General features: G+C 53.8%; 24 protein-coding genes and 1 CRISPR repeat array. Of the genes, 21 read left to right on the forward strand and 3 right to left on the reverse strand.

Annotated features, from left to right (window positions below; translation table 11 throughout):
* The first annotated feature begins 2 nt into the window (after positions 1-2).
* The 9 genes from cysH to cas2e all read left to right on the forward strand — a co-directional run bounded on the left by cysH (position 3) and on the right by cas2e (position 9,455).
* Positions 3-737, forward strand: a complete 735-nt coding sequence (gene cysH, locus HV314_RS05690; RefSeq protein ID WP_053389702.1) for a phosphoadenosine phosphosulfate reductase — start codon at positions 3-5, stop codon at positions 735-737.
* A gap of 191 nt (positions 738-928) precedes the next feature.
* Entirely contained in the window at positions 929-3,616 is a 2,688-nt protein-coding gene (gene cas3 / locus HV314_RS05695) for a CRISPR-associated helicase Cas3' (RefSeq protein ID WP_181547532.1), read from the forward strand.
* An 18-nt stretch (positions 3,617-3,634) separates the two neighbouring features.
* Positions 3,635-5,197, forward strand: coding sequence for a type I-E CRISPR-associated protein Cse1/CasA (gene casA, locus HV314_RS05700; RefSeq protein ID WP_181547534.1), 1,563 nt, complete (start codon positions 3,635-3,637; stop codon positions 5,195-5,197).
* A complete protein-coding gene (gene casB, locus HV314_RS05705; protein WP_104651262.1) occupies positions 5,190-5,795 on the forward strand; it encodes a type I-E CRISPR-associated protein Cse2/CasB in 606 nt (201 codons plus the stop codon). The genes casA and casB overlap by 8 nt, the downstream gene beginning before the upstream one ends.
* 14 nt (positions 5,796-5,809) lie before the next feature.
* Positions 5,810-6,868 carry a type I-E CRISPR-associated protein Cas7/Cse4/CasC gene (cas7e, locus tag HV314_RS05710; protein ID WP_181547536.1) on the forward strand — a complete coding sequence of 353 codons (1,059 nt, stop codon included), beginning with the start codon at positions 5,810-5,812 and terminating at the stop codon, positions 6,866-6,868.
* A gap of 9 nt (positions 6,869-6,877) precedes the next feature.
* Positions 6,878-7,597: a type I-E CRISPR-associated protein Cas5/CasD gene (gene cas5e, locus HV314_RS05715; protein WP_181547538.1), complete on the forward strand. Its 720-nt coding sequence runs from the start codon at positions 6,878-6,880 to the stop codon at positions 7,595-7,597.
* Positions 7,597-8,253 carry a type I-E CRISPR-associated protein Cas6/Cse3/CasE gene (gene cas6e / locus HV314_RS05720; protein WP_181547540.1) on the forward strand — a complete coding sequence of 219 codons (657 nt, stop codon included), beginning with the start codon at positions 7,597-7,599 and terminating at the stop codon, positions 8,251-8,253. The genes cas5e and cas6e overlap by 1 nt, the downstream gene beginning before the upstream one ends.
* Positions 8,253-9,167, forward strand: a complete 915-nt coding sequence (gene cas1e / locus HV314_RS05725; protein ID WP_181547544.1) for a type I-E CRISPR-associated endonuclease Cas1e — start codon at positions 8,253-8,255, stop codon at positions 9,165-9,167. The genes cas6e and cas1e overlap by 1 nt, the downstream gene beginning before the upstream one ends.
* Positions 9,168-9,170: 3 nt before the next feature.
* Positions 9,171-9,455: a type I-E CRISPR-associated endoribonuclease Cas2e gene (gene cas2e, locus HV314_RS05730; RefSeq protein WP_046274804.1), complete on the forward strand. Its 285-nt coding sequence runs from the start codon at positions 9,171-9,173 to the stop codon at positions 9,453-9,455.
* Positions 9,456-9,548: 93 nt separating this feature from the next.
* Positions 9,549-11,471: direct repeats of the CRISPR family, unit length 29 nt; unit sequence GTGTTCCCCGCGCCAGCGGGGATAAACCG.
* A 34-nt stretch (positions 11,472-11,505) separates the two neighbouring features.
* Here cas2e and HV314_RS05735 read toward each other — a convergent pair.
* Positions 11,506-12,552 (reverse strand): aminopeptidase, encoded by a 1,047-nt coding sequence (locus tag HV314_RS05735; protein ID WP_049282616.1) that lies wholly within the window; start codon positions 12,550-12,552, stop codon positions 11,506-11,508.
* Between the two features lie 254 nt (positions 12,553-12,806).
* Here HV314_RS05735 and cysD point away from each other — a divergent pair, with 254 nt between their 5' ends.
* The 10 genes from cysD (at position 12,807) to HV314_RS05785 (ending at position 20,271) form a co-directional block, all read left to right on the forward strand.
* On the forward strand, positions 12,807-13,715 hold the full coding sequence (cysD, locus tag HV314_RS05740) for a sulfate adenylyltransferase subunit CysD (RefSeq protein ID WP_003034152.1): 909 nt from the start codon (positions 12,807-12,809) through the stop codon (positions 13,713-13,715).
* Between the two features lie 9 nt (positions 13,716-13,724).
* Positions 13,725-15,152: a sulfate adenylyltransferase subunit CysN gene (cysN, locus tag HV314_RS05745; RefSeq protein ID WP_016154213.1), complete on the forward strand. Its 1,428-nt coding sequence runs from the start codon at positions 13,725-13,727 to the stop codon at positions 15,150-15,152.
* On the forward strand, positions 15,152-15,757 hold the full coding sequence (gene cysC / locus HV314_RS05750; RefSeq protein WP_019077557.1) for an adenylyl-sulfate kinase: 606 nt from the start codon (positions 15,152-15,154) through the stop codon (positions 15,755-15,757). The genes cysN and cysC overlap by 1 nt, the downstream gene beginning before the upstream one ends.
* Before the next feature lie 47 nt (positions 15,758-15,804).
* On the forward strand, positions 15,805-16,128 hold the full coding sequence (locus HV314_RS05755; RefSeq protein ID WP_016154211.1) for a DUF3561 family protein: 324 nt from the start codon (positions 15,805-15,807) through the stop codon (positions 16,126-16,128).
* Positions 16,129-16,343: 215 nt separating this feature from the next.
* On the forward strand, positions 16,344-16,655 hold the full coding sequence (gene ftsB, locus HV314_RS05760; RefSeq protein WP_003034163.1) for a cell division protein FtsB: 312 nt from the start codon (positions 16,344-16,346) through the stop codon (positions 16,653-16,655).
* 18 nt (positions 16,656-16,673) lie between these two features.
* Complete coding sequence (gene ispD / locus HV314_RS05765) at positions 16,674-17,384, forward strand: 2-C-methyl-D-erythritol 4-phosphate cytidylyltransferase (RefSeq protein WP_181547546.1); 711 nt, start codon at positions 16,674-16,676, stop codon at positions 17,382-17,384.
* The gene (gene ispF / locus HV314_RS05770) at positions 17,384-17,863 is read left to right on the forward strand and encodes a 2-C-methyl-D-erythritol 2,4-cyclodiphosphate synthase (RefSeq protein WP_016154209.1); all 480 of its coding nucleotides are present in this window, start codon (positions 17,384-17,386) and stop codon (positions 17,861-17,863) included. The genes ispD and ispF overlap by 1 nt, the downstream gene beginning before the upstream one ends.
* Positions 17,860-18,909, forward strand: coding sequence for a tRNA pseudouridine(13) synthase TruD (gene truD / locus HV314_RS05775; protein WP_016154208.1), 1,050 nt, complete (start codon positions 17,860-17,862; stop codon positions 18,907-18,909). The genes ispF and truD overlap by 4 nt, the downstream gene beginning before the upstream one ends.
* Positions 18,890-19,651 carry a 5'/3'-nucleotidase SurE gene (gene surE, locus HV314_RS05780; protein ID WP_181547548.1) on the forward strand — a complete coding sequence of 254 codons (762 nt, stop codon included), beginning with the start codon at positions 18,890-18,892 and terminating at the stop codon, positions 19,649-19,651. Before truD ends, surE begins: the two co-directional genes overlap by 20 nt.
* A complete protein-coding gene (locus HV314_RS05785; RefSeq protein ID WP_003034172.1) occupies positions 19,645-20,271 on the forward strand; it encodes a protein-L-isoaspartate(D-aspartate) O-methyltransferase in 627 nt (208 codons plus the stop codon). Before surE ends, HV314_RS05785 begins: the two co-directional genes overlap by 7 nt.
* Positions 20,272-20,303: 32 nt before the next feature.
* Here HV314_RS05785 and HV314_RS27305 read toward each other — a convergent pair whose 3' ends face one another.
* Complete coding sequence (locus HV314_RS27305) at positions 20,304-20,531, reverse strand: hypothetical protein (protein ID WP_223307949.1); 228 nt, start codon at positions 20,529-20,531, stop codon at positions 20,304-20,306.
* Here HV314_RS27305 and nlpD point away from each other — a divergent pair.
* Complete coding sequence (nlpD, locus tag HV314_RS05790) at positions 20,434-21,516, forward strand: murein hydrolase activator NlpD (protein ID WP_230330220.1); 1,083 nt, start codon at positions 20,434-20,436, stop codon at positions 21,514-21,516. The two genes, HV314_RS27305 and nlpD, sit on opposite strands and share 98 nt — an antisense overlap.
* Before the next feature lie 62 nt (positions 21,517-21,578).
* Positions 21,579-22,571, forward strand: a complete 993-nt coding sequence (gene rpoS / locus HV314_RS05795) for an RNA polymerase sigma factor RpoS (RefSeq protein WP_000081498.1) — start codon at positions 21,579-21,581, stop codon at positions 22,569-22,571.
* A gap of 79 nt (positions 22,572-22,650) precedes the next feature.
* On the opposite strand, the gene mutS is transcribed toward rpoS, so the two are convergent.
* Positions 22,651-25,212, reverse strand: a complete 2,562-nt coding sequence (gene mutS, locus HV314_RS05800; protein WP_080859142.1) for a DNA mismatch repair protein MutS — start codon at positions 25,210-25,212, stop codon at positions 22,651-22,653.
* Between the last annotated feature and the right edge of the window lie 83 nt (positions 25,213-25,295).

The following is a 25,295-nucleotide window of genomic DNA, read 5'->3' on the forward strand; positions in this document are numbered from 1 at the left end:
TTATGTCCAAACTCGATCTCAACGCGTTGAACGCGCTGCCGAAAGTTGAACGCGTTATGGCGTTGGCACAAACCAACGACCAACTGGAAAAATTGAGCGCAGAGGATCGCGTGGCGTGGGCGCTGGAAAACCTGCCTGGTGAATATGTACTGTCATCAAGCTTTGGTATCCAGGCGGCAGTAAGCCTGCACCTGGTGAATCAGGTTCACCCGGATATCCCGGTGATCCTCACCGATACCGGCTATTTGTTCCCGGAAACCTACCAGTTTATTGATGAGTTAACAGACAAGCTCAAGCTTAATCTGCAAGTCTACCGGGCTAAGGAGAGCGCGGCCTGGCAGGAAGCGCGCTACGGCAAACTGTGGGAGCAGGGCGTTGAAGGCATTGAGAAATACAATGAGATCAACAAAGTCGAGCCGATGAACCGCGCGCTTAAAGAACTCAATGCGCAAACCTGGTTTGCCGGTCTGCGCCGCGAGCAGTCGGGCAGCCGGGCGCATTTGCCGGTGCTGGCTATCCAGCGCGGCGTGTTTAAAGTGCTGCCGATCATCGACTGGGACAACCGTACCGTTTACCAGTATCTGCAAAAGCACGGCCTGAAATACCATCCACTGTGGGATCAGGGCTATCTGTCAGTGGGTGATACCCATACCACCCGCAAATGGGAGCCGGGTATGGCGGAAGAAGAGACGCGGTTCTTTGGATTGAAGCGCGAGTGCGGATTGCACGAAGGGTGATCGTCTCATCAGCACCGGAAAATAGAGGGAAATATTTCTGGTGCTTATTTATTTAATTTATCTTATTCATATTTATTATTATCTTGCATAAATACTTTATTTTGCGCGTTAAGGTGTGATTCTGATCACCGATATTATTTCTTAGTCTGTAATCCTCTTAATATATTTGGATTCGGACTTGTTATTAATAAATGGCTAATTACGCACCTTATTTTGCTTACTGGGGAAAAACCAGTAAAAAGGAAAATATTCACGACCAGGGGGAGGCATACCATTTGCTGCCCTATCACTGTCTGGATGTGGCGGCCTGCGGTTGGCAAATGGTGATGCGCAATCGCTTTCATGCGGCAGATATCTTTGCCGAATTAGGTTTCTCCCGGGAAGAGGCTGCGCGCTGGTTTGCCTGGATACTGGGGCTCCACGATATAGGGAAATTCGCGCGGGGTTTTCAGCAGCTCAATAAGACGTCTTACCCGGATTTGGTGCCCGGTATCAGCGGGATTGGCTATCCTGAACGACACGACTCGCTGGGATACTGGTTCTGGCAGGGGTTGAGAAAAGCATGGCCCAATGCGTTACCTGCGTTAACACGCGAAAGTGAAAGAACGCTGGATATCTGGCTCAACGTCGTCACCGGTCATCATGGTCTTCCGCCATTAAAGGATGTCAAAGGAAGCGTTGCTTTTACCCCCGAAGACAAAGTGGCTGCCGAAGAATGGATGGCGGCGCTCTCTTCTCTCCTCAATGTCACTGATTTCCCCGACCGGTTTTGCGACAAAATCTGGCGTAAAAAACTCTGTCAACAAAGCTGGCTGCTGGCTGGACTGACAACGCTTGCGGACTGGATGGGATCGAACCAACATGATTTTCCACTGGTCAGTACCGTTATGCCAGATAGCGCGTACTGGCAGAGGGCCTTAGCACAGGCCACGTACGCGCTGGCGCAACTTCCTCAGCTTTCTTCGGTAGATACCCACCGTAATCCGGCCGATCTGTTCCCGTTTATTCAGCACTTAACGCCGCTTCAGCAAAGCGCTATGGACATAGCGATTTCAGCCGAAGGCCCACAACTTTTTGTACTGGAGGATGTGACCGGTGCAGGCAAAACGGAAGCGGCGCTGATCCTCACCCAGCGGTTAATGGCTCAGGGGAAAGGTGACAGCCTGTACGTTGGACTGCCGACTATGGCAACCTCAAACGCCATGTTTCAACGGCTGGCAACGGCTTATCGCGCGTTATTTGTAGCAGAGCAACGCCCGTCGCTGGTGCTGGCGCATGGCTCAAGCGACATGTCGGAGGCCTTCACGCATTCCCTGTGGTCATCGCGGAATGCCGGACAATCTGCCTATATACAGGATGAACAGGCTGCCAGCAGTGCCTGCAATATCTGGTTTGCTGATTCACGCAAGAAATCGCTGCTGGCTGAGGTGGGGGTCGGAACTCTCGATCAGGCATTAATGGCCGCCATGCCATTTCGTCATCAGTCTCTACGTTTGCTCGGGCTGTATCGCAAGATCCTGCTTATGGACGAAGTACATGCTTATGACAGCTATATGGTGCGTCTGCTGGAAGGGCTACTGACCTTTCATGCGGCTCAGGGCGGTAGCGTCATCATCCTGAGCGCCACGCTGCCCTCGTCTTTACGCCATACGTTACTGAATGCTTTCCAGCGCGGTATTAACGGTGCTCCCGTTATTGCCGATCAAAATGCAGGCTATCCCTGGCTTTCGCATCTCAGTTCGCAGGGGGTATCTGAACGCTATATTCCCACGCGTCCTGAAGTGGCTCGTCGCGTTGCGGTGCAGTGGCTCAACGATCCGGGCAGCGCCCGTGAACTGATCCTCCGCACCGTTGAAAGCGGGCAATGCATCTGCTGGATCCGTAACACGGTGGATGACGCGATTACCGTCTATCGCCAGTTGCTGGATAGCGGGCTTGTTCCACCAGAAAACCTGCTGTTGTTCCACAGTCGTTTTGCATTTATCGATCGTATGGCAATAGAAAATCGGGCTCTGGAATGGTTCGGAAAATCAAGCACGCCAACGTTGCGGCGTGGCAAAGTGCTGATCGCAACACAGGTTGTGGAACAGAGTTTGGATCTGGATATCGACGTCATGATTAGCGACCTGGCCCCGGTCGATTTATTGATTCAGCGCGCAGGACGTTTACAGCGCCATATTCGCGATCGACACGGGGCGCTAACCGGGCAGATGCCAGATGGTCGTCTGTCTCCAGCGTTGCACATTCTGGCGCCGGAGTGGCAACCGGAAGCGGAAAGTGGCTGGCTGGGTGAACATCTCAAAGGTACAGGCTATGTCTACGAAGACCACGCTTGCCTGTGGCGGACACAGGCAATATTGCGCGACAAAGGGGAGATTCGCATGCCGGAAGATGCCCGCGAACTGGTGGAAAGCGTATACGAAGCATGGATAGCCGCGCCCGTTGGCCTGCAAGCTCAGGAGGATAACGTTTACGGCAAAGATCTCAGTGTGAAGGCTGCCGCAAAGCAAAACATTCTGGATTGGGAAACTGGCTATCACCGTACCGCAAGCATGGCGGGATGGAGTGACGACGTGGAGCTTTCCACCCGATTAAGCGAGCCCACCGTCGATTTGTTTCTTGCCTGGCGGGCGGAGGGAGGCTCTCTGCAATCCTACGCCCGGCTGGAACCGTTTTCCTGGCAACAAAGTCGCCTCTCGTTGCGGGAAACGCTCTGGCAGAAAATTGCTGCTAACGCGCCGTGTTTGCAGGGGGAAGAACTCGAACATTTTCGCCACGAAATTCACAACCCGAAGGCACAGGTGCTGTTGCTTACAGAGGGGGATGCGTCGGCAGTTTATAGCAAGGCGTGGGGGTTATCGAGCCAGCATTTGCAGTAATTTATTTCAGGAGGAATCATGTTTTCACTTATCACGGAGCCCTGGCTACCGGTTATCGACAGGCAGGGGCAGCGGCGAAAAATTTCGCCAGGCGAGCTGGCTGATAATGACATTATCGAACTGGCGTGGCCGCGCGCAGATTTTCAGGGGGCGGCATATCAGTTATTGATTGGCCTGCTACAAACAGTATTCGCGCCGGAGGATGAAGAACAGTGGGAGGATATCTGGGAAGATGGTATTGATCCGGACCGCTGGCAAAAAGCGCTGGAACGCGTGGCGGTTGCCATGCAGTTTGGCCCACAGAAACCCGCTTTTTTGCAGGATTTTTCCGGGCTGGATGTTGAAAACAGCGCAATCGCCGGGCTGCTGATTGACGCTCCCGGCGGCAACGCCGTTAAGTTAAATAAAGATCACTTCGTAAAACGTCGCATTTATCGGCATTTTTGCCCGCACTGTGCGGTGATGGCGCTTTATACCGTTCAGACCAACTCCCCAGCGGGCGGCGCCGGGTTTCGTACCAGCATGCGCGGCGGCGGGCCGCTGACGACGCTGTTAATGCCATTTCAGCCAAATGAGCCGCTGTGGCACAAACTTTGGCTGAATGTTATGCCAGGGCAGCAGCAATGGCAGGATGAGCAACTGGCTCTGATTTTCCCGTGGCTGGCCGCAACCCGCAGTAGTGAAACGGCAAAAAATAGGGTGACGCCCGAAAATGCACATCCGCTCCAGGCCTATTGGGGCATGCCGCGACGGCTGGAGATTGATTTCAGCCATACGCAAAGCGGCGAGTGTGATTTGTGCGGCGAGCATCATCCTGCGTTGCTCAGCCAGATCCGCAGCAAAAACTACGGCGTGCAGTATGACGGCTGGGTTCACCCGCTTTCGCCGTATCGAAAAGCGCTGAAAGACGCGGCGTCACCGATGCTGGCGCTCAAGGGACAACCCGGTGGTCTGGTCTATAAAGACTGGCTGGGACTGACGATGACGACGGAAGATAAATTGAATTGCACGATCCCTGCACGCGTTGTGCTCGGGAATCCAGAACCGGGAGCTACCGGATTATGGTGTTTCGGTTTTGATATGGATAACGCCAAGGCGCGTTGTTGGTATGAGCATCGTTTACCTCTGATCGCTTTATCTGCCGATGAAGCTGAAAGTTTTAAAGACCTGCTTTCAATAGCGGTCGAACTGGCGATCTCCGTTCGACCTCTTCTCGTTCAGGCGCTTAAACAGGCCTGGTTCGGGAGTCCTAAAGAGGCGAAGGGGGATTTCAGTATAGTGGATATCGCCTTCTGGCAGCAGACCGAGCCAGGATTTCGTCAGCTATGGCAGACGTTAAGCCAACATCCTTCTTCTCTTCAGCCTCAGGCGCGCGCCGCGCTGCGGGAGTGGGGGGAGAACCTGCAACGCGGGTTGCTACAAATATTCGACCAGAGCGCTTTTACCAACCCCGATAATACGGCGGATTTGCAACGAATTTTGTCTGCCCGGCTCAGTCTTATCAAGAATGTCAAAAAACTCACCAGCCTGAAAACACTGAAGGAGCTCGCTATGGAACATAAGGAGCAGGCGAATGTTTGAAACTAACACCGGAAAAGAGCTGATTATCATCGACGGTGCGCCCGGCATTATTCGCCGTTGGTTTCGGAGTTTGCAGGAACGCAATAGCGTCGATGCTGCTTTTACAGGCAATGGTCGAGCCTGGCGAGCAGAGCTGCGTCATGCTGTTTTACCGTATGGGGCGCTCACCAGCCAGGCTTTTCATCATCTGAACCGTGCGCTGACGGGAGTTGAAAAGCAGGCCAGCGACAGACTGGCATTAGCCATTTTTACAGGCATTGCGGCCCACGCCCATCACGACAACGCTACCGGCTCTTTCGCCCGCCAGCTTGGTGAAGAGATTAAAAGCGGCCCCTGCCTTTCACGTCAGCGTTTCGATCGTCTGTTGGCGGTCAGAACCCCGGCGGAACTCTCCAGTCAACTGATTCGTGCGGTAAAACTGCGCGGTGACCAGGGCGTTAACCTTGTGTCGCTGGCTGACGGGGTTTTCTTATGGATGCGTGAATGGCAGGCGAAAGAAGCACATCTGGCGGCTGAAAGTAACCCCTTTAAGCGCCTCTCCGTACGCTGGGCCAGTGAATATCTGCAGGCTGGCGAAAAATCTCCCAGGAACAAATAAAAAGGATTTCACTCATGACGACATTTATTCAATTGCATATTCTGACGGCTTACGCCCCCGCTAACCTGAACCGTGATGATACCGGACGTCCGAAAACCGCCATTATGGGCGGAGTAGAACGCCTTCGGGTCTCCTCACAAAGACTCAAGCGCGCATGGCGTACCTCGGAAGTTTTTGAAAGCGCGCTTAGTGGACATATTGGCACCCGCACTCGCCGTCTGGGCAGTGAGATTTATAAACATCTGCTGGCTGGTGGAGTTGCAGAAAAGATGGCGCTTTCCGCCGCTGGAAAAATAGCCAGCCAGTTCGGCAAATTAAAAGCCGATAAAAATGCGAAGGCGGAAGAGAACCTGAATATCGAACAACTGGTGCATATCAGTCCGGATGAATACCGGCATATAAACCAACTGGTTGAAACGCTGATTGCGGATAAACGTGAACCGGAAGAGGGTGAGCTGAAGCTGTTACGTGAAACTGCCAGCGGCGTTGATATCGCGCTGTTTGGTCGCATGCTGGCGTCCAGCCCGGCGTTTAACGTTGAAGCCGCTTGCCAGGTGGCTCATGCTCTTGGCGTCAGCGCCGTTACGGTTGAAGAGGATTTCTTTACGGCAGTGGACGATCTGAACCGTAAAGAGGATGACGCCGGGTCGGCGCATATGGGTGAGAAGGGCTTCGCCTCTGCGTTATTCTATTCTTATATTTGCATCAGTCGCGACCTGTTACTGGAAAACCTCAACGGTGATGAAGCCCTGGTCGCGCGAACCCTTAAGGCGCTGGCCGAAACGGCGCTCACCGTCTCGCCAACCGGAAATCAGAACAGCTTTGCCTCGCGTGCTTACGCATCTTACGCACTGGTGGAAATGGGACGCCAGCAGCCTCGTGCGCTTTCAGTCGCTTTCTTTAATCCTGTTCGTGGAGAAGATCAGCAGACACAGGCCATTCAACGCCTGAAAGAGCAGCGGCAGAAGTTTGAACGCGCCTACGGGTCGCGTGAGGGGGAGCGCCACTATGAGATGAATGTGGAATCGGGCGAAGGTTCGCTTCAGGAACTGCTGGAGTTTGTCAGCCAGTAAGGAGTTGCGATGTCCCGCTATCTTGTTTTTCAGCTTTACGCGCCGTTGATGTCCTGGGGCGAAGCCGCCGTGGGCGAGGTGAGACACAGCAACGCTGTGCCCAGTCGTTCAGCATTATTGGGGTTGCTTGCTGCCGCCTGTGGTATCCGGCGTGATGCTGCTCATCTGGATGATTTTAACCGACACTACCATTTTGCCATACGACCGTTTTCTTCCCGCGAGCAATGGCTGCGTGACTATCACACTGTCGAAGTACCAAAAGAGAACAGAAAGCGCATTTATTTCACCCGGCGTGATGAGCTGGTTCTGGCGCCGGAAGATCTCAACACGATGATCACCACCCGCGAATATAGGTGCGATGCGCTGTTCCATATTGCTGTTCAGGAAACTGAAGGGGCAACGATAGTTCTGGAAAAACTGGCAGCTGCACTGGAGGAGCCTGTATTTCCTCTGTATCTGGGGCGAAAATCTTGTCCTCCAGCCCTGCCGCTGGCGCCGCTGATACTGGACGGAACGTTGGCCCAGGTTTTTTACCAGGCAGAGCAGGCGTTGATTTGCCCGGAACTGGCGGCAATCACTACCGCATCTGATCTTTGCTATTGGGAAGGCGAGCCGCAGGGCGTTGTGCCTGCTATTTCCGTTCAGAGAAGCGATCAGCCACTCAGTAAAGTACGCTGGCAGTTCACTACGCGTACTCAGTTTGCAGGCCAGCTCGGGGAGGAAAAATAATGTTTCTGTCACGCGTAACGCTGGACCTCGGCAAGCTAACGCCTGAAATGATGCAGAAGTGGCAGAGCGCCAGCCCCTATGCCAGTCATCAATGGCTCTGGCAGCTTTTTTCTCATCACGATGAACGCCGTTTTCTGTTTCGCCATGAGTCTGCAGAACGGGGCGAGCGTTTTTATGTGCAGTCGGATGTTCCACCTCTGGATGGGCATAATATTTTTGCCGTAGAGAGTAAACCGTTTCAGCCACATCTGACAAAAGGCATGTTTCTGTATTTTTCGCTACGCGCGAATCCCGTTATCACCCGATCCGGTAAGCGTAGCGACGTGATGATGGATGCCAAATACCAGGCAAAGCAGAAAGGGATACCTGCTGAACAACACTGGCCACTGCAAATCATCGCGGCGAATAACTGGCTACGCCGTCAGGGGGAACAGCATGGTTTCATGCTTCCTGATAAGCAGGATTACGTGGTGAGTTACCAGCAACAACGTTTCAGTCGACTGACCGGGGAACGTCCTATCAGTTTTGGCAGCGTTGATTTTGCGGGACTGTTACGGGTAGACGATGTGACGCGTTTCTCTCACGCTCTCAGGAATGGGGTCGGTAAAAGCAAAGCGCTGGGCTGCGGTCTGATGTTGATTCGGCGAGGGGAATAATGAATTGGCTACCGCTGAGCCCCATCCCAATGAAAGATCGTACCTCAATGATCTTTCTGCAATACGGGCAGATTGATGTGATCGACGGTGCGTTCGTGCTGATCGACAAAACGGGAATACGAACGCATATTCCGGTGGGATCGATAGCCTGCATTATGCTGGAGCCAGGCACGCGCGTTTCTCATGCCGCAGTGCGACTGGCGGCAACCACGGGCACCTTACTGGTATGGGTTGGTGAAGCAGGTGTACGACTGTACGCCTGCGGACAGCCGGGAGGCGCGCGTTCAGACAGACTGTTGTATCAGGCAAAGCTGGCGCTGGATGAAGAACTCCGGCTGAAAGTGGTGCGTAAAATGTTCGAATTGCGTTTTGGTGAGCCTGCTCCCAGCCGTCGCTCCGTTGAACAACTCCGCGGCATCGAAGGCGCGCGGGTACGCCAGAGCTATGCTCTGCTGGCAGAGCGCTACGGTGTGAAGTGGCATGGTCGACGTTACGATCCTAAAGACTGGAAAAAGGGCGACACGGTTAATCAGTGTATTAGTGCTGCCACATCCTGTCTTTATGGTATTACCGAAGCGGCGGTATTAGCCGCAGGTTATGCACCTGCTATTGGTTTTGTGCATTCCGGTAAGCCGCTCTCTTTTGTGTATGACATTGCTGATATCGTCAAATTTGATGGTGTTGTTCCGGTTGCTTTCGAGATTGCTGCCCGTGCGCCAGTCAGTCCAGATAAAGAGGTTCGTCTGGCCTGTCGGGATATATTCCGCAGCCAGAAAACGCTGGCGCGGATCATCCCATTGATTGAGGAAGTACTGGCTGCCGGGGAAATTGAAATCCCTAAACCTTTTGCAGATGCCCAACCTCCGGCGATCCCTGAGCCTGTTTCATTGGGCGATGCAGGGCACAGGGGGTAGCGCATGAGTATGCTTGTTGTTGTCACCGAAAATGTTCCTGCTCGTTTGCGCGGTCGTCTGGCTGTCTGGTTATTAGAAGTTCGCGCAGGTGTTTACGTTGGCGATACCTCACGTAAGGTGCGAGAAATGATCTGGCATCAGGTCACTACCCTGGCAGACGAAGGGAATGTTGTTATGGCTTGGGCGGTGAATAATGAGTCTGGTTTTGATTTTCAAACATGGGGTGAAAACAGGCGCATGGCGGTGGAACTGGATGGATTAAGGTTAGTGTCATTCCATCCTTCGTAAAATCAATGGGTTATAGTTCTTTAATAATGTGGAAAATTTGGTGAAATTTTTCTACGGCTATAATCCCTTTTAGATCAGTGATATAGTTTTAGAGTGTTCCCCGCGCCAGCGGGGATAAACCGATGGCGACGTGGTGAACGTATATTGCCAGCCAGTGTTCCCCGCGCCAGCGGGGATAAACCGTATTGTGACTTGGTTTTTTCATGTTATGCGTGGTGTTCCCCGCGCCAGCGGGGATAAACCGCTAACATTTCCGTCAGGAGTTTACTTTTCTGAGTGTTCCCCGCGCCAGCGGGGATAAACCGGTTAACCATGATTCTGATTGTCTTACCGAGCAGTGTTCCCCGCGCCAGCGGGGATAAACCGTTAACGTGCTCACTACCATTAACGCCGCCAGTGTGTTCCCCGCGCCAGCGGGGATAAACCGACCGCACCTTTTACGTCGAGCTCATGCCGCTGGTGTTCCCCGCGCCAGCGGGGATAAACCGCTCACGCCCACACCTTCAACATCAACAATCAGGTGTTCCCCGCGCCAGCGGGGATAAACCGCGCACATAGGAATTGCTGTGCCACATCGGCTGGTGTTCCCCGCGCCAGCGGGGATAAACCGGTCGCCACAAATTTCTTGCCTGTTGCGTCGGTGTGTTCCCCGCGCCAGCGGGGATAAACCGAGGCCGCGGCCGAACGGCAATTACAGGAGGTTGTGTTCCCCGCGCCAGCGGGGATAAACCGATGGTCATGGGGCCTCCTGCACAGGAGGTTGAGTGTTCCCCGCGCCAGCGGGGATAAACCGATGAACTGGGTAATAGAGAACGCCGATGATTTGTGTTCCCCGCGCCAGCGGGGATAAACCGCATGGAGGATTTTAAATGCGGCGAGTGATGGCGTGTTCCCCGCGCCAGCGGGAATAAACCGATGCGCAGCCTTGGGATTCCTGTATTGGGCCAGTGTTCCCCGCGCCAGCGGGGATAAACCGCCTACGACAGCCTGGTAGCATCCAATGTTTCGGTGTTCCCCGCGCCAGCGGGGATAAACCGTGGCGATGAGATCCGGCGTAAATCTGAGCATGGTGTTCCCCGCGCCAGCGGGGATAAACCGGCGCGGATATTTTCAATCAGTGGCGTAATGCTGTGTTCCCCGCGCCAGCGGGGATAAACCGGAGGCAGCAGGGCCGCTTGGTGGCGTGCTCGGCGTGTTCCCCGCGCCAGCGGGGATAAACCGTGCCAGCGTCATTTGTAGCGATATTAAGTCAAAGTGTTCCCCGCGCCAGCGGGGATAAACCGGAACGTATGTGGCGGCGTGGAGCATTTCAGGTGGTGTTCCCCGCGCCAGCGGGGATAAACCGACTTGCCAGATACGGTCAAAATCATTATTGACGTGTTCCCCGCGCCAGCGGGGATAAACCGTTCAGTAAACAAGCCCCGACAATCATTGACCGGTGTTCCCCGCGCCAGCGGGGATAAACCGGGATAAATTTTGGGGTAGATGGTCAATATTTTGTGTTCCCCGCGCCAGCGGGGATAAACCGTGACAACAAGCAAAAAAAGTAATGAGGTTATCGTGTTCCCCGCGCCAGCGGGGATAAACCGGCCGTTCGTGGGTCAACACCGATCCGGCTGCTGTGTTCCCCGCGCCAGCGGGGATAAACCGGCGTGTTTAATGTCCTGACCAATGCTGACGCGGTGTTCCCCGCGCCAGCGGGGATAAACCGATTTGTTGTTCGCGCTCTGACTGTTCATCAACGTGTTCCCCGCGCCAGCGGGGATAAACCGATTAATGAAGTTCGCATTGAGAAAGCACTCATGTGTTCCCCGCGCCAGCGGGGATAAACCGCTCGCTGCCTGCAGGCATTTGAACAATACTTCGTGTTCCCCGCGCCAGCGGGGATAAACCGACCGGCACGCAATTATTAAATAACCGGCTGTTGTGTTCCCCGCGCCAGCGGGGATAAACCGTTATTGCACTCGATGAAGCCAAACGATTCTGTGTGTTCCCCGCGCCAGCGGGGATAATCCACTTTGAAAGCAGAAATATTATGGGGCTGGATGGGTTACGAGGATTTTCCCGCTTTTGCCAGTTCTTTCACCAGCGGGAGCATAATGCGTACCACGTCGCGGCTACGGTGCTCTATCCTGCCCGGTAAGGCTTTATCGATATGCTGCTGGTTATCCAGTCGCACATCGTGCCAGCTGTTGCCTGCCGGGAACGAGGCGCTTTTGGCGCGCTGTTGATAGCCATCTTTCTTGCCCAGACTCCAGTTGGTTGCTTCAACGGAGAGCACGGCAATGCCCGCGTTGTCAAAGACCTCTGCATCGTTACAACATCCAGTACCTTTCGGATAGTTTTTGTTCAGTCCCGGATTGGTGCTGGCTACGATACCGCGGCTGTGCGCGATGGCCAGTGCCCGGTCGCGCGTCAATTTTCGCACCGCTTCCGGGGTTTTCTTACCGCTATTGAAATAGAGCTTATCGCCGACGATCAGGTTATCGAGGTTGATAACCAGCAGCGTATTTTTCTTCTCGGCGGCGCTCATTCGCTTCAGGATGTTCTCCGCGCCCAGTTTGCCTTCTTCCTCGCCGCTGGTGGCGATAAATCGAATGCCGTACTGCGTCGGCACGTCTTTGAGTTTTTCCGCCAGTTCCAGCATCACGCCAAGTCCTGCGGCGTTGTCATCAATACCTTGCAGGGTCAATCCACCCAGATTGGCATCGGAATCGGCGTCGCTCTGTGCGGCGTAGGTGTCGAGGTGCGCCATGATAATAATCTGCTGTGGCGCTTTACCCTCATGTGCGGCAATAACGGTACTCCCCGTGACGTTATGCCAGTTTTTACGGTTATTTTTGGCGGTATAAACATAACGGCTATTAAACGTTCGAATATCACTGCTGTAGCCCATCTGCTGAAATTGCTGACGAATATAATCAGCAGACAACATTTCTGCCGGAGAGCCCGTTACGCGGCCTGGGAAAAACGTTGCGATATATCGAGCCTGGGTATTTGCGATATCTCCAGGTTTGGAAGATGTTGCCTGTGCGGGAAGGATAAAGCACGCGCCGAGCGCCAGGATTGCAAGAAGGGGGCGCGTTGCGGAAAACATAATGAGTCCTTAAATACCAAGCAGAAATTTTTAGCCGCTAGTATGAAACCGTGATCGAGGTAAAACAATTTCATTTGCTCCTAAATGCCCGAAATTCGGTAGCTTAAGCACTTTTTGATATTTGCTTTTCCGGATCGTTATTCCTTTGAGGAACTACTCATTCCAATTCGTAATTTCATTCGCCCTCTTGCCCTCCCTATAGTCAGGTTATCTGAGCATCGTTAGCAAAATAACGGCATTACATAGGAACGGTTATGGATCAAAAACGACTTACCCACCTGCGGCAACTGGAAGCGGAAAGCATCCATATTATTCGTGAGGTGGCCGCCGAGTTTTCGAATCCGGTGATGATGTATTCCATCGGCAAAGATTCCAGCGTAATGCTGCATCTGGCGCGCAAAGCGTTTTATCCTGGCACGTTGCCGTTCCCTCTGCTGCACGTTGATACCGGCTGGAAATTCAGCGAGATGTACGAGTTTCGTGACCGCACGGCGAAAGCCTACGGTTGTGAACTGCTGGTGCATAAAAACCCGGAAGGGGTGGCGATGGGCATCAACCCGTTTGTTCACGGTAGCGCCAAGCATACCGATATTATGAAAACCGAAGGGTTGAAGCAGGCGTTGAACAAATACGGTTTCGACGCCGCGTTCGGTGGCGCTCGTCGTGACGAAGAGAAATCGCGTGCCAAGGAGCGCATTTATTCTTTCCGCGATCGTTTTCATCGCTGGGACCCTAAAAATCAGCGTCCGGAACTGTGGCATAACTACAACGGACAGATTAACAAAGGCGAAAGCATTCGCGTATTCCCGCTCTCCAACTGGACTGAACAGGATATCTGGCAGTACATCTGGCTGGAAAATATCGACATCGTGCCGCTGTACCTGGCGGCGGAGCGTCCGGTGCTGGAACGCGACGGCATGCTGATGATGATTGATGACGACAGAATCGATCTGCAACCGGGTGAAGTGATTAAAAAACGCATGGTGCGTTTCCGTACGCTCGGCTGCTGGCCGTTAACAGGCGCGGTGGAGTCGAATGCGCAGACGCTGCCGGAAATCATCGAAGAGATGCTGGTCTCAACCACCAGTGAACGTCAGGGCCGCGTGATTGACCGCGACCAGGCGGGCTCCATGGAGCTGAAGAAACGTCAGGGGTATTTCTAAGGAGCCGCCATGAACACGACACTTGCACAACAAATTGCTAATGAAGGCGGCGTCGAAGCCTGGATGGTCGCCCAGCAACACAAAAGCCTGCTGCGTTTTTTAACCTGCGGTAGCGTGGATGACGGGAAAAGCACCCTGATTGGTCGCCTGCTGCACGACACGCGTCAGATTTATGAAGACCAGCTTTCATCGCTGCACAACGACAGTAAACGTCACGGTACTCAGGGCGAAAAGCTCGATCTGGCGTTATTGGTTGACGGCTTGCAAGCCGAGCGCGAGCAGGGCATCACCATCGACGTGGCTTACCGTTATTTCTCTACCGAGAAGCGTAAATTTATTATTGCGGATACTCCCGGTCATGAGCAATACACTCGCAACATGGCGACCGGTGCGTCGACCTGCGACCTGGCGATCCTGCTGATCGATGCGCGTAAAGGCGTGCTGGATCAGACCCGTCGTCACAGCTTTATCTCCACGCTACTTGGGATCAAACACCTGGTGGTGGCGATCAACAAAATGGATCTGGTGAACTTTAGCGAAGAGACATTTAACCGCATTCGCGAAGACTATCTTACTTTTGCTGAACAGTTGCCGGGCAACCTGGATATCCGGTTTGTGCCGCTCTCTGCGCTGGAAGGCGACAACGTGGCTTCACAAAGCGCCAGCATGTCGTGGTACAGCGGTCCGACGCTACTGGAAGTACTGGAAACCGTTGAGATCCAACGCATAGTTGATACTCAGCCGATGCGCTTCCCGGTGCAGTATGTGAACCGACCGAATCTGGATTTTCGTGGTTATGCCGGGACGCTGGCCTCCGGTAGTGTGAAGGTAGGGCAACGCGTCAAAGTACTGCCATCCGGCGTTGAGTCGAGCGTGGCACGGATCGTAACCTTTGATGGCGATTTACAGGAAGCACATGCGGGTGAAGCGATCACCCTGGTATTGAAAGATGAGATCGATATCAGCCGTGGCGACCTGCTACTTGATGCCGGTGAAGCGTTACCTGCGGTACAAAGCGCTGCCGTTGATGTGGTGTGGATGGCGGAACAACCGTTGTCGCCTGGGCAGAGCTACGACATCAAAGTCGCCGGTAAGAAGACCCGCGCACGCGTTGATAACGTGCAGTACCAGATTGATATTAATAACCTGACCCAACGTGATGTTGAAGCGTTGCCGCTAAACGGCATCGGTCTGGTTAATCTGACCTTTGATGAGCCGCTGGTGCTGGATACCTATCAGCAGAACCCGGTTACGGGCGGGCTGATTATCATTGACCGCCTGACCAACGTTACCGTCGGCGCGGGGCTGGTACGTGAGCCAATCGTCCAGGAGCACACCGCGGCTTCTCAGTTCAGCGCGTTTGAGCTGGAGCTTAATGCGTTGGTGCGTCGCCATTTCCCGCACTGGGGCGCGCGCGATCTGCTGGGAGGAAAATAATGGCGCTGCATGACGAAAACGTCGTCTGGCATGCCCATCCTGTTACACCGCAACAGCGGGAACAACGCCACGGTCATCGTGGTGTTGTGCTGTGGTTTACCGGGCTGTCTGGTTCCGGTAAATCCACGGTAGCAGGGGCGCTGGAAGAGGCGTTGCACAAGCTGGGAGTGAGTACCTATTTGTTGGATGGCGATAACGTGCGCCACGGCCTGTGCAGCGATCTTGGGTTTAGCGATGCCGATCGTAAGGAGAATATTCGTCGGGTTGGCGAGGTGGCTAACCTGATGGTGGATGCGGGTCTTGTGGTGTTGACTGCCTTTATCTCTCCACATCGCGCCGAACGCAAAATGGTCCGTGAACGCGTTGGCGAAGGGCGTTTTATTGAGGTTTTTGTGGATACGCCGCTGGCAACGTGCGAATTACGCGATCCAAAAGGGCTGTATAAAAAAGCGCGGGCGGGTGAGTTGCGCAATTTCACCGGAATTGATTCCGTATACGAAGCGCCTGAATCGCCAGAGATTCACCTTGATGGTGAACAATTGGTAACAAATTTGGTACCCCAATTATTAGACCTGCTGAGGCAGGAAGATATTATCAGATCCTGAGACACCCGAGCTTGTATGCCCGGTCAGTCACGGTCACAGGATTAGATATGCGTAACAGCCATAACATTACTATTACAGAGTCAGATACCTTCGCCGCCGACGATGAAACCACCTGGTCACTACCGGGTGCTGTGGTCGGTTTTATCGCGTGGCTGTTGGCGCTGGGGATTCCGTTTCTGATTTATGGCCCTAACACACTCTTTTTCTTCATTTATACCTGGCCCTTTTTCCTCGCATTGCTGCCCGTGGCGATTGTCGCGGGTATTGCGCTGCACTCCCTATTGAAGGGGCTGTTGCTGCTGAGCATTACCTGCACCCTACTGGTGGTTGGGGCGATGTTTGGCGCGCTATTTCTGTGGTTGTTGGGTTAGGCAAACGCCTTTTTTTAACAATCGCTGATGTTGTTCACTCTCTGGTCATAATTCAAACCGTAACCAACAATGAGATTATGTTCTCCTTACACGGGGTATACGTAACAACGGGCAAATGTGGTACATTTGCCCGCGTTGTCGCGGCATTCCCGACCGTTGATGTAAAGTTGTCTGCGGAAGTTATGGGATGTTAATGCCGTTTTTCAGGGGGCAGGATGGGTAAACTAACGCTGCTGTTGCTGGCTTTATTGGTCTGGCTGCAGTATTCGCTGTGGTTCGGTAAGAACGGCATACATGACTATAGTCGCGTCAACGATGATGTTGCTGCGCAGCAAGCTACGAACGCGAAACTAAAAGCACGTAACGATCAGCTCTTTGCCGAAATTGACGATCTCAATGGCGGACAAGAGGCTATTGAGGAGCGCGCGCGCAACGAACTCAGCATGACTAAGCCGGGCGAAACCTTTTATCGTCTGGTGCCTGACGCGTCTAAACGCGCTCAGACTGCAGGGCAAAATAATCGATAAACCGTCCAGGGATTTAACATGGCAGCCACTTTATTGGACGTTTGCGCCGTGGTGCCGGCTGCCGGGTTTGGCCGCCGAATGCAAACAGAGTGTCCTAAGCAGTACCTCTCTATTGGCAATAAAACCATTCTTGAACACTCGGTTGATGCGCTGCTGGCTCATCCCCGAGTGACGCGAGTCGTTATCGCTATCAGCCCAGGCGACAGCCGCTTTGCCCAACTTCCACTCGCCGCGCATCCGCAAATTACCGTAGTGGATGGCGGCAACGAGCGTGCCGATTCTGTCCTTGCTGGTTTGCAAGCCGCAGGTGAGGCCAGTTGGGTACTGGTGCATGATGCCGCGCGTCCGTGTCTGCACCAGGATGATTTAGCCCGTTTGCTGGCAATCAGTGAGACCAGTCGCACCGGCGGGATCCTGGCGGCACCAGTACGCGACACGATGAAGCGCGCGGAGCCGGGCCGAACAGACATTGCCCATACGATCGATCGCACCGATTTATGGCACGCGTTGACGCCGCAGTTTTTCCCTCGCGAGCTGTTGCACGACTGCCTGACCCGTGCGCTCCACGAAGGCGCAACCATTACGGATGAGGCCTCGGCGCTGGAATATTGCGGCTTACACCCTCAGCTCGTTGAAGGACGGGCTGATAATATTAAAGTAACGCGTCCAGAGGATTTGGCGCTGGCCGAATTTTATCTGACCCGGACTACCCACCAGGAGAAGACATAATGCGAATTGGACACGGTTTCGACGTACACGCTTTTGGCGGAGAAGGCCCAATTATCATTGGTGGTGTGCGCATCCCGTATGAAAAAGGATTGCTGGCGCATTCTGATGGCGATGTGGCGTTACACGCGCTAACCGATGCTCTGCTGGGCGCGGCTGCGCTGGGGGATATCGGTAAACTCTTCCCTGACACCGACCCGACCTTTAAAGGTGCCGATAGTCGTGAATTATTGCGAGAAGCCTGGCGGCGTATTCAGGCCAAAGGCTATACGCTTGGTAATGTGGATGTGACAATTATTGCTCAGGCGCCGAAGATGCTGCCGCACATTCCGCAAATGCGCGTGTTTATTGCCGAAGATCTCGGCTGCCATATGGATGATGTTAACGTGAAAGCGACCACCACGGAAAAACTCGGTTTTACCGGGCGTGGGGAAGGGATTGCCTGTGAAGCGGTGGCGTTACTCATTAAGGCACCGAAATGACTGTGTTTGACGATCTGACGTATCTCCATGGCAAACCACTGGGCCATGGCGTCCTGAAAGCGAATCCGGAAGACTTTGTTGTCGTCGAAGATTTAGGCTTCGAACCGGATGGCGAAGGCGAGCATGTTTTGGTGCGCATCCTGAAAAACGGTTGTAACACCCGTTTTGTGGCTGACGCGCTGGCGAAATTCCTGAAAATTCACGCCCGTGAAGTGAGCTTTGCCGGGCAGAAAGATAAGCATGCGGTCACGGAACAGTGGCTGTGCGCGCGCGTACCGGGCAATGCAATGCCTGATCTAAGCAAATTTGAGCTCGAAGGCTGTAAAGTTCTGGAGTACGCGCGCCACAAGCGTAAGCTGCGTTTAGGGGCGCTGAAAGGCAACGAATTTACGCTGGTGTTGCGTGAAGTGAGCGAGCGAAATGACGTTGAAGCGCGTTTGCAGGCGATTAGCGAACGCGGCGTACCGAACTATTTTGGCGCTCAGCGTTTTGGTATTGGCGGTAGCAACCTGCAAGGGGCGCTGCGCTGGGCACAAAGCGATGCGCCGGTGCGCGATCGCAATAAACGCAGTTTTTGGTTGTCGGCGGCCCGTAGCGCGTTGTTTAATCAGATAGTCAGTGAACGCTTGAAAAAAACAGACTTTAATCAAGTTGTTGACGGCGATGCGCTACAATTATCCGGACGCGGAAGCTGGTTTGTCGCCACACAGGAAGAACACACTGAATTACAGCGTCGCGTCGATGAGAAAGAATTAATGATCACTGCGGCATTACCGGGCAGCGGTGAGTGGGGAACTCAGCGCGACGCACTGGCGTTTGAAAAAGCCGCTGTTGCTGATGAAACCGCGCTGCAGTCTCTGTTATTGCGCGAGAAAGTTGACGCGTCGCGTCGCGCTATGTTGCTGTATCCACAACAATTAAGCTGGAACTGGTGGGATGACGTAACCGTCGAGTTACGCTTCTGGCTACCGGCAGGTAGCTTCGCCACCAGTGTTGTAAGGGAACTTATTAACACAATGGGTGATTATGCGTATATTGCTGAGTAACGATGATGGGGTCCACGCACCCGGTATACAAACGCTGGCGAAAGCGCTGCGTGAGTTTGCTGACGTACAGGTGGTTGCCCCGGATCGTAACCGCAGTGGCGCGTCTAACTCGCTGACGCTGGAATCTTCACTTCGCACCTTTACCTATGATAACGGCGATATCGCCGTACAAATGGGTACGCCCACCGACTGCGTCTATCTGGGCGTGAACGCATTAATGCGTCCGCGTCCGGACATTGTCGTTTCTGGTATTAATGCGGGTCCTAATCTGGGTGATGATGTTATCTATTCCGGTACCGTTGCGGCGGCAATGGAAGGCCGGCATCTGGGATTCCCGGCGCTGGCTGTCTCACTTGATGGCCATAAACACTACGATACTGCTGCCGCAGTAACCTGTCGTATCTTACGGGCGCTGAGTCGTGAACCGCTGCGCACCGGTCGCATTTTGAATATCAACGTGCCGGATTTACCGCTGGATCAGATTAGAGGTATTCGCGTCACGCGCTGCGGCAGTCGCCATCCGGCGGATCAGGTTATTCCACAGCAGGACCCACGCGGTAATACCCTGTACTGGATCGGGCCACCGGGCGAAAAGTGCGACGCCGGGCCGGATACGGATTTTGCCGCCGTCGATGAAGGCTATGTTTCCATCACGCCGCTGCATGTCGATTTAACCGCATACGGCGCGCATGAAGTGGTTTCTGACTGGTTAGACAGCGTGGGAGTCGACACGCAATGGTAAGCAGACGCGTACACACTCTTCTTGAACAATTACGTGCGCAAGGCATCAGAGATGAGCTTGTCCTCGATGCGCTCGCCGCCGTGCCGCGTGAAAAATTCATTGATGAGGCGTTTGAACATAAGGCCTGGGACAATATTGCCCTGCCGATTGGTCAGGGGCAGACGATTTCGCAGCCTTATATGGTTGCGCGAATGACCGAACTGCTTGAGCTAACGCCGCAGTCTCGGGTGCTGGAAATTGGTACTGGCTCTGGCTACCAGACGGCGATTCTGGCGCACCTGGTGCATCATGTGTGCTCCGTTGAGCGCATTAAAGGTTTGCAATGGCAGGCGCGTCGCCGCCTGAAGCAGCTTGATTTACATAATGTTTCGACCCGTCATGGTGATGGATGGCAAGGCTGGCAGGCGCGAGCTCCGTTTGACGCTATCATTGTAACGGCAGCGCCGCCCGAGATCCCGACCGCATTGATGATGCAACTGGATGAGGGCGGCATTCTCGTTTTACCCGTGGGCGATGAGCACCAGTTTCTGAAGCGGGTGCGTCGTCGGGGAGGCGAATTTATTATCGATACCGTGGAGGCCGTACGTTTCGTTCCCTTAGTGAAAGGGGAGCTTGCGTAGATAGCGCTGCTGAATACCTGGAGTTTTCCTGGTTATTCTCGAAAGAGTAAGCGTATTGTGACGGGGCCTTGCACGGTGATTACGTCACTGGTTTTAACCAATTTTCCTGGGGGATAAATGAGCGCGGGAAGCCACAAATTTACCGTTCGCCGCATTGCGGCATTGTCACTGGTTTCACTATGGTTGGCTGGTTGTTCAAACACCTCGAATCCACCAGCGCCGGTCAGCTCGGTTAACGGTAGTGCATCAACGAACACCAGTTCTGGCATGCTGATTACGCCTCCACCCAAAATGGGCTCGACGTCGACGGTACAGCAGACGCCACAGATCCAGTCGGTGCAGCAACCAACTACACAGCCAACGCAAATCCAGCCTGTTGCTCAACAGCCTGTGCAGATGGAAAACGGTCGTATTGTATACAATCGTAAGTATGGGAATATTCCGAAAGGTAGCTACACGGGCGGCAGTACCTATACTGTTAAGAAAGGCGATACCCTTTTCTATATTGCCTGGATCACCGGGAACGATTTCCGTGACCTCGCACAACGCAATAACGTTCCGGCCCCGTATGGCCTGAATGTCGGTCAAACTCTGCAAGTGGGCAACGCGTCTGGCGCACCGATTACCGGTGGCAATGCCATCACCCAGGCGGATGCAGCACAGCAAGGAGTTGTGACCAACCCTGCACAAAATTCCACCGTTGCTGTTGCTTCGAAACCAACAATTACGTATTCTGAGGATTCAGGTGAACAAAGTGCTAACAAAATGTTGCCGAACAACAAGCCTGCTGGGACTGTGGTCACAGCGCCTGTAACGGCTCCAGCAGTTAGCACAACCGAATCAACTGCAAGCTCAACGTCGACTAGCTCGCCAATCTCTACATGGCGCTGGCCGACTGACGGCAAAGTGATCGAAAACTTTGCAGCTACCGAAGGTGGCAATAAAGGGATCGACATTGCAGGCAGCAAAGGACAGGCTATTGTCGCGACCGCAGATGGACGCGTCGTCTATGCCGGTAATGCGCTGCGTGGTTACGGTAATCTTATTATCATCAAACATAACGATGATTACCTGAGCGCCTACGCCCATAACGATACAATGCTGGTCCGGGAACAACAAGAAATCAAGGCGGGGCAGAAAATAGCTACCATGGGTAGCACCGGAACCAGTTCAACACGCTTGCATTTTGAAATTCGTTACAAGGGGAAATCCGTAAACCCGCTGCGCTATTTACCGCAGCGATAATTAGGCGGAACCAGGCTTTCACGTGCTAGTTCCGTTAGGGATCACGGGTAGGAGCCACCTTTATGAGTCAGAATACGCTGAAAGTTCATGATTTAAATGAAGATGCGGAATTTGATGAGAACGGAGTAGAGGCTTTTGATGAAAAAGCCTTGAGTGAAGAGGAACCCAGTGATAACGACCTGGCTGAAGAAGAGCTGTTATCGCAGGGGGCCACACAGCGTGTGTTGGACGCGACTCAGCTTTACCTTGGTGAGATTGGTTATTCACCACTGTTAACAGCCGAAGAAGAAGTTTATTTTGCGCGTCGCGCACTGCGTGGAGATGTCGCATCTCGCCGTCGCATGATTGAAAGTAACCTGCGTCTGGTGGTGAAAATTGCTCGTCGTTATGGCAATCGTGGTCTGGCATTGCTGGACCTGATTGAAGAGGGCAATTTAGGGCTTATCCGTGCCGTCGAGAAGTTTGACCCGGAACGTGGGTTCCGCTTCTCAACATACGCAACCTGGTGGATCCGCCAGACGATCGAACGGGCGATTATGAACCAAACCCGTACGATCCGACTGCCGATTCACATTGTAAAAGAGCTGAACGTCTATCTGCGTACCGCGCGTGAGTTGTCGCATAAACTGGACCACGAACCGAGTGCAGAAGAGATTGCTGAACAACTGGATAAACCGGTTGATGACGTCAGCCGTATGCTCCGACTCAACGAGCGTATTACCTCGGTAGACACCCCGCTGGGTGGCGATTCCGAAAAAGCGTTGCTGGATATTCTGGCCGATGAAAAGGAAAACGGTCCGGAAGACACCACGCAAGACGATGATATGAAACAGAGCATCGTCAAATGGCTGTTCGAACTGAACGCCAAGCAGCGTGAAGTGCTGGCACGTCGTTTTGGTCTGCTGGGGTACGAAGCTGCGACACTGGAAGATGTGGGCCGTGAAATTGGTCTCACTCGTGAACGTGTTCGCCAGATTCAGGTTGAAGGTCTGCGTCGTCTGCGTGAAATTCTGCAGACTCAGGGACTGAATATCGAAGCGCTTTTCCGCGAGTAAGCACAAGTTCTATCAAGAAAGGCCAGTCTCATTGAGACTGGCCTTTTTCTTTAGGGCTACCGCTATCGGGTTCTTTTTACTACACCAGACTTTTCAACCGGTAGATCCACTCCAGCGCCTGGCGAGGCGTTAGCGAATCCGGGTCGAGGTTTTCCAGCGCATCAACGGCGGGTGACGTTTCTTCCGGTACTGACAGCAGCGACATCTGCGTGCCGTCGACCTGGGTTGCGGCAACATTCGGCGCGATGCTTTCCAGCTCGCGCAGTTTTTGCCGCGCGCGTTTGATCACCTCTTTCGGTACGCCAGCCAGGGCAGCGACTGCCAGACCATAGCTCTTGCTCGCCGCGCCATCCTGCACGCTGTGCATGAAGGCGATGGTATCGCCGTGCTCTAACGCATCCAGATGCACATTAGCGACGCCCTCCATCTTCTCCGGTAACTGCGTCAGTTCGAAGTAGTGGGTCGCAAATAAAGTTAATGCTTTGATTTTATTCGCCAGATTTTCTGCGCATGCCCATGCCAGCGACAGGCCGTCGTAGGTGGAGGTGCCGCGTCCAATCTCATCCATCAGCACCAGACTGTTCTCGGTGGCGTTATGCAGAATGTTGGCGGTTTCGGTCATTTCTACCATGAAGGTGGAACGACCTGATGCCAGATCATCCGCCGCGCCCACGCGGGTAAAGATACGATCGATAGGCCCGATCTCGACTTTCTGTGCCGGAACGTAGCTGCCGATATAGGCCAGTAGCGCAATCAACGCAGTCTGGCGCATATAGGTACTTTTACCCCCCATGTTTGGGCCGGTGATGATCAGCATCCGTCGCTGAGGCGAGAGGTTAAGCGGGTTGGCGATAAACGGCTCGGTCAGCACCTGTTCAACCACCGGATGGCGTCCCTCGGTAATACGAATACCGGGTTTATCGGTGAAGATCGGACAGGTGTAATTCAGGGTATAAGCACGCTCCGCGAGGTTGACCAGCACGTCCAACTCCGCCAGCGCGCTGGCGCTCTGTTGCAAATCAGCCAGGTGTGGCAGCAGCATGTCGAACAGTTCGTCATACAGCTGTTTTTCCAGCGCCAGCGCTTTGCCTTTTGAGGTCAGAACTTTGTCTTCGTACTCTTTCAGTTCCGGAATAATGTAGCGTTCGGCGTTTTTCAATGTCTGGCGGCGTACGTAGTTAATTGGCGCCAGATGACTTTGCCCACGGCTGATCTGAATGTAGTAGCCGTGCACGGCGTTAAATCCTACTTTCAGCGTGTCCAGACCGGTGCGTTCGCGTTCGCGGATTTCCAGTCTGTCGAGGTAGTCCGTGGCGCCATCAGCCAGCGCTCGCCACTCATCAAGCTCTTCATTGTAGCCTGGGGCAATGACGCCGCCGTCACGTACGAGCACCGGCGGAGCTTCCACGACGGCACGTTCCAACAGTTCACGCAGCTCAGTAAACTCACCCATTTTCTCGCGCAGCATCTGCACGGGGGCGCTATCTACGTTTTCCAGTTGCGCGCGCAGTGCGGGTAATTGCTGGAAGGCATGACGCATACGGGCCAGATCGCGCGGGCGCGCAGTACGCAGGGCCAGACGCGCCAGAATACGTTCCAGATCGCCTACCTGACGCAGCACGGGTTGTAATTCGCTGGTGGTATCCTGCAGCGCGCCGATGGTCTGTTGGCGCTCGGTGAGGATTTTGGTGTCGCGGACCGGCATATGCAGCCAGCGCTTGAGCATACGGCTACCCATCGGTGTCACGGTGCAGTCGAGTACTGAAGCCAGCGTGTTTTCCACCCCGCCCGCCAGGTTCTGGGTGATTTCCAGATTGCGGCGTGTGGCGGCGTCCATGATGATGCTGTCCTGCTGACGCTCCATGGTGATGGAACGAATATGCGGCAGCGAGGTGCGTTGGGTATCTTTTACGTATTGCAGCAGACAGCCGGCAGCGCATAACCCGCGTGGGGCGTTTTCCACGCCAAAGCCAATCAGATCCCGCGTGCCGAACTGCAGATTTAACTGCTGACGGGCGGTATCAATTTCAAATTCCCACAGCGGACGACGACGCAGGCCGCGACGTCCCTCTATCAGCGAGGTTTCGGCAAAATCCTCGGCATACAGCAATTCAGCGGGGTTGGTGCGCTGCAATTCCGCGGCCATGGTTTCGCGGTCAGCGGGTTCACTGACACGAAAACGCCCGGAGCTGATATCCAGCGTAGCGTAGCCGTACCCTTTACTGTCTTGCCAGATGGCGGCCAGCAGGTTGTCCTGGCGTTCCTGCAACAACGCTTCATCACTGATGGTGCCTGGTGTGACAATACGTACCACTTTGCGCTCAACCGGGCCTTTGCTGGTCGCCGGATCGCCAATCTGTTCACAAATAGCAACGGACTCACCCTGATTGACCAGCTTGGCGAGGTAGTTTTCTACCGCATGATGAGGAATGCCTGCCATTGGGATTGGCTCGCCTGCAGATGCGCCGCGTTTGGTCAGGGAGATATCAAGCAGTTGAGACGCGCGTTTCGCATCGTCATAAAACAGTTCGTAAAAGTCGCCCATGCGGTAAAACAGCAGTATTTCCGGGTGCTGAGCCTTCAGCTTGAGATACTGCTGCATCATGGGGGTGTGGGAGTCTAAGTTTTCTATTGTACTCATCGGTTTATGATGTCCATTTTCTTAATTTTTAATGAGTTAGTGATTTTTGTGGTTATCATTAAGTTTCACGTTGTCTCATCGAA

Source organism: Citrobacter sp. RHBSTW-00887, assembly GCF_013728095.1.
Classification (GTDB): Bacteria; Pseudomonadota; Gammaproteobacteria; order Enterobacterales; family Enterobacteriaceae; genus Citrobacter; species Citrobacter braakii.